The organism is Acinetobacter sp. AHP123, assembly GCF_023757925.1.
Taxonomy (GTDB): domain Bacteria; phylum Pseudomonadota; class Gammaproteobacteria; order Pseudomonadales; family Moraxellaceae; genus Acinetobacter; species Acinetobacter oleivorans.
On sequence record NZ_CP092454.1, the window covers coordinates 3478689 to 3492102 of the forward strand.

Genomic DNA, 13414 nt, shown 5'->3' on the forward strand with positions numbered 1-13414 from the left:
ATTAAGGATTGGTTTATGCAGTTTGTTCATCTAGGTATTTATACAGAATTTTCGATTACAGAGTCGATAGTTCGCATACCTGACTTGGTCAATGCTGCGGTTAAAGACCAAATGCCTGCGTTGGCATTAACTGACCTCTCTAACCTCCATGCGGCGGTAAAGTTTTATAATTCTTGTTTAAAAAAAGGCATTAAGCCTCTTTTAGGCAGCACGATTCGCCTTGATGATGCTCAACACCGTGCAACTTTACTTGCAATGAGTGATGTTGGGTGGAAAAGTCTTACCGAAATCGTTTCACGCGGTTTTATTGAAGGACAACAGCTCAGTATTCCATGTGTAAAAAAAGAATGGGTACTTGAACAGCATCAAGATATTATCGTTTTACTTGGCCAACATAGTGATGTTGGTCAGATGCTTTGTTCATCTAACCCGCAAAAAGCAGCTCCCCTTTTAGAAGCATGGCTCGAAAAGTTTGGTAACCGTGTTTATCTTTCTTTAACACGTACCGACCGTCCTGGTGAAGAAGACTTTATTCAAGAAGCAGCTAAACTTGCTGCACAATATAATGTTGGTGTAGTTGCACATAATGATGTGCACTTTGTAGAAAAAGAAGATTTCGAAGCACACGAAGCACGTGTTTGTATCGCTGATGGTTATGTACTAGCAGATAATCGCCGTCCACGCATATATAGTCCTGAGCAGCACTTTAAAACCTCAGATGAAATGATCGAATTGTTTTCCGATATTCCTAGTGCTATCGAGAACACCTATCATATTGCTAAACGCTGCAACGTTAAACTGCAACTCGGTACTTACTTTTTACCTGACTATCCAATTCCAGATGGTTTTACCATCGACACTTATTTTGAACATTTATCTAAAGTAGGTTTGGAAGAGCGCTTAAATTATCTTTACCCTGTTGAAAAACGTGGTGAGGATTGGCCAGAGATTCGTAAGCCTTACGATGAACGAATTGATTATGAAGTCGGTATTATCCTGAAGATGGGTTTCCCCGGCTACTTTCTCATCGTCATGGACTTCATTCAATGGGCAAAAAATAATGGTGTGCCAGTTGGGCCAGGTCGTGGTTCAGGTGCAGGTTCATTAGTCGCATACAGCTTAAAAATTACAGACCTTGATCCACTTCGTTACGATCTGCTTTTCGAACGTTTCTTAAACCCAGAACGTGTATCGATGCCTGACTTTGATGTCGATTTCTGTATTGCTGGACGTGACCGCGTTATTGATTACGTATCGCGTACTTATGGTCGCGAAGCCGTTTCACAAATTGCAACTTTCGGAACCATGGCAGCAAAAGGTGCAATCCGTGACGTTGCACGTGTATTGGGTAAATCTTACGGTTTAGCTGACCGTATTTCAAAAATGGTACCTACCAAACCGCTCGGTGTGGATTTAGCTACCGCTATTGATATGGAACCACAGCTTAAAGATATTGTGACCAACCCATCTAACCCAGATAACGACGATGCAAGTGAAATCTGGGAAATGGCATTAAAATTAGAAGGTGTAACCCGAAATACCGGTAAACATGCCGGAGGTGTAGTTATTGCACCAGGTAAAATTACCGATTTCTCGGCTGTACTTTGTGATGCAGATGGGACAAACCGCGTTGCTCAATATGATAAAGACGATGTAGAAGCAGCAGGTCTGGTCAAGTTCGACTTCTTGGGTTTACGTAACTTAACCGTTATTGAAGACGCGATTCAAAATATTAATAAAAACCGCGACAGTAATGATCAACTCAATATCTTGCATGTTCCTCTAGACGACGCTAAAGCTTACTCTGTCTTTGCTGATGCAAATACGACAGCGGTATTCCAGTTTGAATCCGTCGGCATGAAACGGATGCTTAAAGAAGCACGTCCAAGCAAATTTGAAGAAATTATTGCGTTCGTATCCTTGTATCGTCCGGGTCCAATGGACCTGATTCCTGACTTTATTCACCGTATGCATGGTGGAGATTTTGAATATCTTCATCCTCTTTTAGAAGGTGTATTAGAACCAACTTACGGGATTATGGTTTATCAGGAGCAGGTAATGCAGACTGCACAGATCTGTGCGGGTTATACCTTAGGTGGCGCAGACTTATTACGCCGTGCAATGGGTAAAAAGAAACCTGAGGAAATGGTGAAACAGCGCCAAATCTTCTTAGAAGGTGCTGCTGAAAAAGGGATTGACGAAAGCACAGCAAACCATATCTTTGACTATATGGAAAAGTTTGCAGGCTATGGTTTTAACAAATCTCACGCGGCTGCTTATGCTCTAGTTGCCTACCATACTGCATGGTTAAAAGCTCACTATCCTGCTGAGTTTATGGCAGCGGTAATGACATCGGAAATGCAAAACACGGACAGTGTTGTATTTTTGATTGATGACTGTCGAAACAATAATCTTGAAGTCTTACCACCATCAGTCAACATGTCGACTTATCACTTCCATGCAAGTAATGATAAAACGATTGTTTACGGTTTAGGTGCAATTAAGGGCGTCGGCGAACAAGCAATGCAGTCAGTTATTGACTCTCGTCGACAATTTGGTCCTTATACAGATCTATTCGATTTTTGCCATCGTATTGATTTGAAGAAAATCAATAAGCGTACTCTTGAAGCCTTAATTCGCGCGGGTGCACTCGATTGCTTAGGAATTGAACGTGCAAGCTTAATGGCTCAATTGCCCGAAGCTGTTCAAGCCGCTGAACAAGCTCGCAGTAACCGTGAAAGCGGAATTATGGATTTATTTGGTGAGGTTGAAGAAGTTCAACGCAAGCCAGCTAAACCAGTAAAACCATGGAGTGACGAAGTTCGTCTCAAAGGCGAAAAAGATACGCTTGGTTTATATTTAACCGGTCATCCAATTGATGTTTACCGACAAGAACTCAAAGCTTTTATTCCTGTAAAACTAAATGAAATTACTGCGACGCGTCGTGGTGTTACAACGGTTTATGCAGGTTTGGTCATTGATGTCGCAAACTTCCCGAACCGTGTGGTTATTGTACTAGATGATGGTACGGCACGTATTGAAGTCAGCTGTAACCATGAGCGCTTCCAACGTTTTAAAGATATTGTGCAAGTTGAACGTGTTGTAGTTTTCGAAGGCGAAATCTATGAGCGAGAAGGCTTTGATCGTCCAATGGGACGTTTAACCAAGGCTTTCACATTAAATGAAATAAGACAAAAACGTGCTAACAGTATTCAAATCAAATTGACAGAAGAGTTCATGCAGCCAACATTGGTAAAAGATCTGCAAAACATGATCTTGCCATTTTGCAATGTAGATATGCATCAACATATCTCTCTACAGTTACAGATTGATCAACCCTATGCTCAAGCCGAACTTCAGTTTGGTCCGCAATGGAAAGTCGCTCCTCTAGATGAATTACTTGCTAAACTCAGAGATTATTTTGGTAAAGATAATATTTATATTGAATATCAAGTAAAGTCGAAAGCAGCTAAAGCAGCAGACCCTGTTCGTCCACATGCTGTTGCCCCTCCTCCTGCGGGTATGTCTATGGACGATGCATTGGATTTATACCAAAGCGAAGTTTCTCAATATTCGTAATTTCTGGAAATCTTATGAGTTCGTTTGACCACACCACCGTGTCAAAGCAATTAGCACAAGTGCGTATTGTCATGGTAAATACAACTTTGCCTGCCAATATTGGTAGTGCTTTACGTGCCATGAAAACAATGGGACTAATTAAATTAGTTCTCGTAGCACCAAAAACATATCCTCATCCAGATATACAAGCACTTGCCGCTGGTGCTCAAGATTTATTTGAACATCTTGAGATTGTAGATACCTTAGAAGATGCGATTAAAGATTGTCATTTAGTATTTGGAACAAGTGCTCGTAGTCGCACCATTCCTTGGCCTTTACTTGATGTGAGACCTGCGGCTAAAGAAGCCATTAAGGCAACCACTCAAGGACAACAAATTGCTATTGTTTTTGGCCGTGAAGACCGTGGCTTAACAAATGAAGAATTAGCACTGGCAAATTATCACTTAACTATTCCTGTTAATCCGGACTATGGCGTGTTGAATGTTGCACAAGCGATTCAAGTTGTATGTTACGAACTTCGCATGTCTGCTCTCGAGCAAGAGCAAGAGCAAGTCGATCAGAATGTAGATGAAATGCCATTAGTTCAAGGCCAAAGCATGCAATGGGATGAACCCTTGGTGACTCAGCAACAAATGGAAGAGTTTTATCCTCATCTAGAAAAAATGCTGACTGAAATTGAATTTTTAGATCCAGAAAATCCACGTTTATTACCTTTACGCTTGCGTCGTTTATTTGGTCGTATACAATTAGATCGTATGGAATATCATTTACTTCGCGGTATTTTTAGTCGCGTACAAGCTTTAACAAGTGGTAAATGGAAAAAAGCATTATCTGACAAGGAGGATCAATCCAATGCTTAAGCAGCTTAAAGAAGATATAAAAGCTGTATTTGCGCGAGATCCTGCTGCCCGCAATACACTTGAAGTTCTCACGACTTACCCAGGTATTCATGCAATTATGATGCATCGTGTTGCGCATGAATTATGGCAAAAAGACTGTAAAGGTGCAGCTCGCCTACTTTCTTCATTTAGCCGTTTTGCAACTGGAATTGAAATTCATCCTGGCGCTAAAATCGGTAAGCGTTTTTTTATTGATCATGGCATGGGTGTTGTGATTGGTGAAACTGCTGAAATTGGTGATGATGTTACGCTTTATCATGGGGTTACCTTAGGCGGTACCACATGGAAAACTGGTAAACGCCATCCAACTTTAGAAGATGGTGTAGTTGTTGGTGCGGGTGCGAAAATTTTAGGTCCATTTACTGTAGGTAAAGGTGCCAAAGTCGGTTCAAATGCCGTGGTGACCAAAGCTGTTCCTGCTGGAGTAACTGCTGTAGGAAACCCTGCTCGCTATATCTATAAAGATGCCAACAAAGATAAAGATGAAGAACGTCGCCGTGATTATGCACAAAGTATTGGTTTTGCCCCATATGCGACAACTGCTGATCAGTCAGACCCTATTTTAGAAGGCATGCGTGTTTTACTTGATCGTATTCAGCATAATGAAACGCGTATGAATAATTTATGTCAGCGTTTATCAGAGCTAGATCCTAGCTTCGAAAAAGAAAGTCAAGATGAACAACCTTTTAGTGATGAAGAGCTAAAAATTCTTGAAGAAGTGCGTCGTGAATGTGGTGCACAAAACAAGATATCAAAAACGTAATATTCTTGATTCATAATGTAACACGCTTACCCTTGCATGTCGGTTTAGCTTTTTCTAGACTTGTCACTACCAAATCTGACTTTACTAAAATGAACGGAAGATCCTATGAATTTTAAGCCTTTGGCATATATCATCCTTGCGACCTCAAGTTTAACAGCTTGTACAATGGCACCTGTAAAACAACAAAAAATTGAGCCTTTTGTTTTCAAGGAACCAGAGCTTACTCCTCCTTTTTATGCGTTAAATCCTTTTAACTACGATCAACCACCAGCATTTGAAGTTGCCTTAAAAGACGCTGCTGCACAGCCAGTAACCAAAATGGTCGTTAATCGTCAAGATGACCCAACTAAACAGCTTACTCTCGACGTCAATAAACTGATTGTTCCGACTGTAAATAATTCACAGCGTTCAATGAAATACGCAGTTTTAGCTGGTGAAAATGAAATTGATGTAACAAGTATTGATGACTTTTTACAGTTAGTAGAAGGCAAAGCTCGTCACTACCCACCTCGTTTTACTGATCGCCAAGAACGTAAAGGCTTTGAAAGTAAACTTAAAGAAGTAACACAACAACTTGATACACTTGCTGCAAACCCAAATGCATCATTTGATATTTTGCTTCGCGCTTTTAAAGCAAGCGTTCTTGCACGTAATCTTGATTTAGGTACCGTTCATACCACTAGATCTTTAGAATATGCTCAAAGACTTTTAAAAATTAGCCCAGATGATGCAGAAACAAACTTCTGGTTTGGTTTCGGTTTATCTGAAGGTGGTGGTCAACGTGAAGCCATTCCTTACTTAGATAAAGCCATTAAAGGTAATGTTCAAGAAGCGTATCTAGCTGCTGCAAATAACTATATTGCAATGGAGCAAAAGAAAAACGCGATTCAGACACTTAAAAATTATAAAGTGAAATATCCAGATGAATCGGAAATTGCTGATCGTTTAATTCAAGAAATTGAAAAACAAGGTCGTTGGAATGTATGGCAAGTTTTGACTAACCCTGCAATGTCTGCAACTACAACACCAAGTGCAACACCTAAAAAATAAGCTTAAATAGTTAAAAAAGGGCTGTTTTGATAGCCCTTTTTTTTATTTGATCATTTGAAAAATATTTTAAAATTTGTATGATCTACCTACCATTGAGCCACTAAATTTTGACCATAATGTTTTCAATAAAAAGAAGCAAAACAGTATTGACGGTCATCCTACTCGGTTCAATTCTGAGTGGTTGTCAGGTCGTTAATGTTAAACAGCAAGCTTTGAATGTGACTATTGCAAATGAACGTAATAGTATTCTTACGCAAGATAAACTCAGCGAAGCAAGTCTGAATGTTTTATCAATGTCTGGTCAGGAAGCTAAAGTCTGCACTGACACACCTGATAACTGTGTAAATCAACTCAAAAAACTTCCTCAAATTTTAGATGAACAGTTTTTATCAGCTGCAAGTGAAATGTATCTGGCAAAAGCAATGGCCCTGTCAGATTCCTCGGATTGTAAAATTAGTAGATTTACTAAACATAAGTCCGAAGAAGAACAAACCAATATTCAGAATAAATATGATGATTGCTTAGATCAGCAATTAAATTTACTCGATAAAAGTATTCGTTATAGCTATGCCTATCTGTTTTCAACAAAACGTAAGCCTACCGACCGTATTTTTGATAATAGACAAGTTCAGATTCGGGACTTTTACAATCAAGCCATAGCAAAAATGGTAAGTGTTTATGATTTACGCTATCCAAAAAAAGATGTCGTAGAACCTCAAATACATATTGGTAAAAGTGTCTATTCGATTGATTTTGAATTTCACCAACAACTTGCTGGACAAAAATTAGAAAAGTTAATTTCTAGTTATAATTTAAATTTTTCAGGGTTAAGAACCATTAACCGCCGCGATGGTTTTGGCTCTGAATTTGTAGCGGTTTTTCCTAGTTCAGGAAAAGAAGATATTAATGAATATATTCTAGACCCGCTTAAATACAATTATAAAAATGGCGTTAACCCCAATATTCATCATGCACGTTATTTGGCTGCAACGATTGTCGCTGAACCAAAACATGCGACCACTGTTGAAGAAATTATTAATAATTCTGAATTCGTGATTCGCGTTTACGACCCTTATCGCACCGATAATATTAATGTCGCTGGTAAGCAATATCCTCTAGCAGCCAACTTCTCTGCCCCTTATGGTCTATGGCTAGCCGAAAATAACTTAGGTGTGGCAGCTTATTTAAGTCTGATTGATCGTGATCAGCATTTAACCATGCCACATTTATATATGCTCGAACCTTATAATCCAAACAAAAAAATTATTGTACTGGTGCATGGTTTGGCAAGTAGCCCCGAGGCATGGATTGCACTCACCAACGATGTGATGGGTGATACTGTTTTAAGAGATAACTATCAGGTTTGGCAAGTTTTCTATTCGACCAACATGCCAATTTTGGAAAGTCGCTTCCAGATTTACGCTCTGCTTAAGCAAGCATTTGGTTCGTTAAACCCAAATGACCCTGCTGCACATGATGCTGTGCTTGTAGGTCATAGTATGGGCGGTATTATTAGCCGTTTACTGGTCAGTGATGGTGATATTACCAAACCTGCCTTAAAACTGATGACTGTACGTCAACAGAACCGTTTCAAAAAACACCCTATGGTAACTGAACGATTGCAAATGCATTCAATTGGAAACTTTGATCGTGCAATTTTCTTGGCATCGCCTCACAGAGGTACAGATTATGCAGATCGATGGTTTACCTTAGCTGCTCGTAAAGTTATTCGTTTGCCGGGTGCTTTTTTATCGGCTGTAGCAACTTCGCTCACCACTGAAAACCTAGATGTTAAAGATTTCTTGAATAATATTGATAATGGTCTAATTCAAAATGGACCAAGTGACTTAAGCCATCAATCTAAATTTATGGAACTTACCGAAAATATTAATCCACATCAAGGATTAGTCTTCCACTCAATTATGGGTAACATTACCAAGAGCGATGATCCCAATGTGATTACTGATGGTATTGTTCCTTATAAGAGTGCTCACTTAGACGGTGCAAAGTCTGAGAAAGTCCTTCCAGGTGGACACTCTATTCAGTTAACACCTCAAGCTGTACTAGAGCTACGTCGTATTTTACGAGAACACTTAGTTGAACATGGTTTGTATAAACCATAAACACAAAAAGAGCCAAAGGTTAGCCTTTGGCTCTTTCGTTTTAGGCTAAATATTACTGCCCAGAACGGATGATGTAATCAAATGCAGAGAGTGATGCTTTAGCACCTTCACCTGTGGCAATAATGATTTGCTTGTAAGGCACAGTTGTACAGTCGCCCGCAGCAAATACACCTTTGACATTGGTCTCATTGCGGTCATTCACAATGATCTCTCCACGGTTGGTTAACTCAACTTCACTGTCTTTTAAGAAGTCAGTATTTGGTAATAAACCAATCTGTACAAAGATCCCTGCAAGTTCTACCACATGCTCTTCATCAGTCGCACGGTCTTTATATTTAAGACCAGTCACTTGTGAGCCGTCACCTAACACTTCTGTACTTAAGGCATTCATAATTACAGTGGTGTTCGGCAAGCTATGCAGTTTGTTTTGCAAAACTTGGTCTGCACGAAGTTTAGTATCGAACTCAACCAGAGTCACATGCTCCACGATCCCTGCAAGGTCAATTGCAGCTTCAACACCTGAGTTACCACCACCAATCACCGCGACACGTTTGCCTTTGAATAATGGACCATCACAGTGTGGGCAGTACGCAACACCACGGGTACGGTATTCTTGCTCACCCGGTACATTCATTTCTCTCCAACGCGCTCCTGTTGAAAGGATCACTGTTTTTGATTCAAGTTTCGCACCGTTTTCAAGTTCAACTTCAACCAAGCCATTGATCGTTTGGTTTGCACCGGTGATTTTGCTAACACGTTGCAGGTTCATGATATCCACATCATATTCACGAACGTGTGATTCCATCTCGGCAGCAAACTTAGGACCTTGAGTCTTTTGCACAGACGTGAAGTTTTCAATGTCCATGGTATCCATCACCTGACCACCGAAGCGTTCAGCTACGATACCTGTGTTAATACCTTTACGTGCAGCATAGATGGCTGCTGTTGCACCCGCAGGTCCACCACCAATCACCAATACATCAAAAGCATCTTTGGCATTGAGTGCTGCTGCATCTTTTTCAGCTGAGTTGGTGTCGAGTTTTGCCACAATCTCTTCAAGGGTCATACGACCTTGGCCAATGTGCTCATTGTCTTGGAACACCATTGGTACAGCCATGATTTTGCGTTGTTCAACTTCGTCTTGGAAGAATGAACCATCAATCATGGTTGCTGTTGTGTTCGGGTTATAAATCGCGATCAGGTTAAGCGCCTGTACCACATCCGGACAGTTATGACAGCTGAGTGATACAAACACATCAAAGTTGGCTTTGAGGTTTAAACCTTTAATCTGGTTAAGCACTTCATTTGACACTTTAGGTGCATAGCCAGACACTTGTAACAGAGCCAAGATCAAAGATGTAAACTCATGGCCCATTGGTAAGCCTGCAAAGAACACACGAGGTTGTTCACCTGCTTTAGCCACACCAAAGCTTGGACGACGTGTATTGTTGCCATCAAAACGGGCAGTGACTTTGTCAGAAAGCTCAGCGATTTCTGTCACTAACTCTTTAATTTGAGCAGCTTTATCTGATTCATCTAAAGCAGCAACTAATTCGATTGGACTTTCTAAACGTTCTAAGTAAGCTTTTAATTGAGTTTTAATGTTTTGATCTAACATCTGTTTTTTACTCCAATGCATCCAAATTCTTTCAATAGATGCATAGTACGTTAAAACACAAAATAGGTGAAACAGTATGTTTTTATAGATTTAATCGGTTTTTTAGATTTTATTATTTACTTAAATCAAAAAAAGCCAACCTGAACTCATCCAGCGCAGGTCGGCAAACTGGTTAAACTAGAGTAAGACCACACCAAATAACGCCCCAGCAATCAAGACATGTAAGGGATGAACCTTTTTAATTAAAGATAATAAAGTTGCGATGACGACCATAATGACAAGTAAAGTATTTATTGCCGCTGCCTCAGAAATAATCCACGCACTGGCAAGCACAGTTCCCACAGTGACAGGTTGTAAAGCAAGCTGTAAAACACGGCGCCATTTCTTATCTTTAAATTTTGACCAACCTCTCATTACAAACACAGTAATAATTGATGAAGGTAAAAATTTAGCAGTAGACGTTACCAGTAGACCTGACAATCCTGCTACATGCCATCCTACCAACGGTACAATCATCATATTTGGTCCAGGTGCAGCTTGAGCCATGGCAAACAACGCACTAAATTCTTGTGCCGTCATCCAATGATGAATATCAACCACTTGGCGTTGCATTTCAGGCAAAATTGTATTGCCGCCACCAAATGCAATAAGAGACAATTGAGTAAAAATGATGGCTAAAGTAAGTAGAACTGCGCCCATTACACACGTCTCCAAATAATAGTTGAATAAAGTGCCAACAAAATCAGCATAGTCAAAAGCAAGGAGATTTTTAGAAAAGCAATGCTAACAATTGCTGCCACAACAACACACATCGCTATTGGGTTACGTAACAATGGTTTCAACATTTTCAAACCAGTTGCAACCAGAAGCCCAGCTGCTGCTGCTCCCAGTCCTTCAAAAAGATGCTTAACCATAAGGTTGTCTTGGAACTGCTCATAGACATAATGTAAAAGTACAACAATTATCGTAGGCGCAAGGATCAACCCAATCAGTGAACTCACCGCGCCACGTACACCGCGAAACTCCATGCCAATCGCAACAGATAAATTAATGATATTGCCGCCCGGTAAAAATTGACACAGACCCAGTAACTCAGTGAATTTTTCAGGACTTAGCCACTGTCGTTGCTCTACAACGACTTTACGCGCTAAAGGCAATACGCCACCAAATCCGATTAAACCTAATGTTAAAAAACCTAAAAACAGTTCTGTGCAGGTCGGTACGGTCTCCTTCTGCACAGCAATCTCAACATGGTTCATTTTCGTTACTTTTCACTTTATCTGACCAAGATAGAATGCTACTTTTATGATATATCTACAAATGCTTTTATTTTCATTAACCATACCCTAAAGGTATTCCTATGCTCGATTTGCATAAGCTCCACGCCTTTGTAGTGGTCGTCGAAGAAAGAAATATTACTCACGCAGCAAACCGATTATTTATTCAACAGCCGCCTTTGACGCGTTTACTCAAAAAGCTTGAAGAAGAACTCGGTACACAATTACTTATTCGCCAGCCTCGTGGCATTGAACCGACTGAAGCGGGTTTAGCCTTATTTAAAGAAGCACAACTTTTATTAGAACATGCCAAACATATTCCAAAATTAGTCCAAGATGTTAGCCAAGGTAAAACTGGACAACTCAATATTGGTTTTACAAGTTCCGCAGGTTTGCATCCGCTCATTTCACTCGTATTGCGGTCATATCGAGAAATATATCCAAAGGTGCTAACCAAACTTGAAGAAGCAGGCAGCCAAAAACAATTAGATCGATTAATCTCAGAGAAACTTGATATCGCTTTTTTAAGAGCACCGATTAGCCGTGATATTGGGCTAAAGCATCTTCATATATTAGATGAGCCAATGGTAGTGGCATTACCTATGGGCCACCCACTTACACAAAAAGAAAAAATTAGCTCAAATGACTTATCAGATGAAAATTTTGTTTTATACCGTCGTTCTTCAGGACAAGGTTTATATGACAATATTTTATATAGCTGTTATCAAGCAGGCTTTAGTCCACGCATTATTCAGGAAGCACCTCGCCCTACTGCAACATTAAATTTAGTCGCTGCTGGAATTGGTATAACGATTGTGCCAGCCTCAATGCATAACTTTTGGGAACATGAAATTGTATATCGCGAGTTTGATGACTCTATAAAAATGAATGCGCCTATTTACTTGATTACACGTGAAAATGAAAATTCAGCGAAAGTTTCAAACTTTATTGAACTATTGCAAAAACTTTTGCCAAAGATGACTTGAATGTGAATAACGAGACAATAAAAAAGTGCCTGTCTAAAGGCACTTTAATAAAACTTTGATCAAATAAATTTTGTTATATCTCTTAAGCGTAATACTTTTTCTTTAACCAAAGCGAAACTGAAACCAATGAAATCAGCACAGGTACTTCAACCAATGGTCCTATTACTGTAGTAAATGCCACAGGTGACGCTAAACCAAAAGTTGCAATCGCAACAGCTAAAGCCAACTCAAAGTTATTACCTGCCGCGGTAAATGAAATTGCCGCTGTACGCGGGTAATTATTCCCCATACGTTTACTCATAAAAAAGCTAATAAAGAACATGACCACAAAGTAAATCGTGAGTGGAATTGCAATACGTAATACATCTAAAGGTAAGCTCACCACATCACCACCTTTTAGACTAAACATCGCCACAATGGTAAAAAGTAAAGCAATAAGACTGATTGGACTGATCTTTGGTAAAAATGTGGTTTGATACCAATCTAACCCTTTTGATTTAACTAAAATCAAACGCGTCAAGAACCCCATTAAGAATGGAATACCTAAGTACACCAAAACCGCATGTGTAATAGTCCAGAAATTGACATCAATGACTTGCCCTGCCACACCAAAATACGGCGGCAAAAAGGTCAAGAATAACCATGCATAAGTACTAAAAAACAAAATTTGGAAAATACTGTTAAAAGCAACCAACGCTGCAACATATTGGTTATCGCCACAAGCCAAGCCATTCCAGACTAATACCATGGCAATACAACGTGCTAAGCCAATTAAAATAAGGCCAGTCATATACTCTGGATAGCTATGTAAGAAAATAATCGCAAGGATAAACATTAAAACTGGAGCAATAATCCAGTTCTGTACCAACGATAAAGTTAAGGTTTTCTTATCTTTAAATACTTCTGGTAACGCAGCATAATCTACCTTTGCTAAAGGCGGATACATCATTAAAATTAAGCCGATTGCGATTGGAATATTAACGTTATCCACACTCATCTGATTCAAAGAAACCGAGGCCTGAGGGAAAAAAACACCTATTGCCACACCTAAACCCATGGCAATAAAAATCCATAGCGTTAGGTTCCGGTCTAAAAAAGAAAGCTTTTGCTTAGTCATCT

Annotated in this window: 10 protein-coding genes; 6 read left to right on the forward strand and 4 right to left on the reverse strand. The window is 39.7% G+C overall.

Annotated features, from left to right (window positions below; translation table 11 throughout):
* Nucleotides 1-15 precede the first annotated feature (15 nt).
* The 5 genes from dnaE (at nt 16) to MJX77_RS16575 (ending at nt 8414) form a co-directional block, all read left to right on the forward strand.
* On the forward strand, nt 16-3579 hold the full coding sequence (dnaE, locus tag MJX77_RS16555; protein WP_252059708.1) for a DNA polymerase III subunit alpha: 3564 nt from the start codon (nt 16-18) through the stop codon (nt 3577-3579).
* 14 nt (nt 3580-3593) lie between these two features.
* A complete protein-coding gene (locus MJX77_RS16560) occupies nt 3594-4439 on the forward strand; it encodes an RNA methyltransferase (RefSeq protein ID WP_252059709.1) in 846 nt (281 codons plus the stop codon).
* Entirely contained in the window at nt 4432-5241 is an 810-nt protein-coding gene (cysE, locus tag MJX77_RS16565; RefSeq protein WP_252059710.1) for a serine O-acetyltransferase, read from the forward strand. The genes MJX77_RS16560 and cysE overlap by 8 nt, the downstream gene beginning before the upstream one ends.
* Before the next feature lie 105 nt (nt 5242-5346).
* A complete protein-coding gene (locus MJX77_RS16570; RefSeq protein WP_005304468.1) occupies nt 5347-6291 on the forward strand; it encodes an ABUW_2363 family tetratricopeptide repeat lipoprotein in 945 nt (314 codons plus the stop codon).
* Between the two features lie 116 nt (nt 6292-6407).
* A complete protein-coding gene (locus tag MJX77_RS16575; protein ID WP_252059711.1) occupies nt 6408-8414 on the forward strand; it encodes an esterase/lipase family protein in 2007 nt (668 codons plus the stop codon).
* 52 nt (nt 8415-8466) lie between these two features.
* Here the strand turns inward: MJX77_RS16575 and ahpF are convergent, their stop codons facing one another.
* The 3 genes from ahpF to MJX77_RS16590 all read right to left on the reverse strand — a co-directional run bounded on the left by ahpF (nt 8467) and on the right by MJX77_RS16590 (nt 11291).
* Nucleotides 8467-10032, reverse strand: a complete 1566-nt coding sequence (ahpF, locus tag MJX77_RS16580; protein ID WP_252059712.1) for an alkyl hydroperoxide reductase subunit F — start codon at nt 10030-10032, stop codon at nt 8467-8469.
* Between the two features lie 177 nt (nt 10033-10209).
* Nucleotides 10210-10731, reverse strand: a complete 522-nt coding sequence (locus MJX77_RS16585; RefSeq protein WP_004792909.1) for a chromate transporter — start codon at nt 10729-10731, stop codon at nt 10210-10212.
* Nucleotides 10731-11291, reverse strand: a complete 561-nt coding sequence (locus MJX77_RS16590; protein ID WP_013198158.1) for a chromate transporter — start codon at nt 11289-11291, stop codon at nt 10731-10733. The genes MJX77_RS16585 and MJX77_RS16590 overlap by 1 nt, the downstream gene beginning before the upstream one ends.
* Nucleotides 11292-11392: 101 nt before the next feature.
* On the opposite strand from MJX77_RS16590, the gene MJX77_RS16595 reads away from it, so the two are divergent.
* Nucleotides 11393-12295 carry a LysR family transcriptional regulator gene (locus MJX77_RS16595; protein WP_252059713.1) on the forward strand — a complete coding sequence of 301 codons (903 nt, stop codon included), beginning with the start codon at nt 11393-11395 and terminating at the stop codon, nt 12293-12295.
* A gap of 82 nt (nt 12296-12377) precedes the next feature.
* On the opposite strand, the gene arsB is transcribed toward MJX77_RS16595, so the two are convergent.
* The gene (gene arsB, locus MJX77_RS16600) at nt 12378-13412 is read right to left on the reverse strand and encodes an ACR3 family arsenite efflux transporter (protein ID WP_252059714.1); all 1035 of its coding nucleotides are present in this window, start codon (nt 13410-13412) and stop codon (nt 12378-12380) included.
* Between the last annotated feature and the right edge of the window lie 2 nt (nt 13413-13414).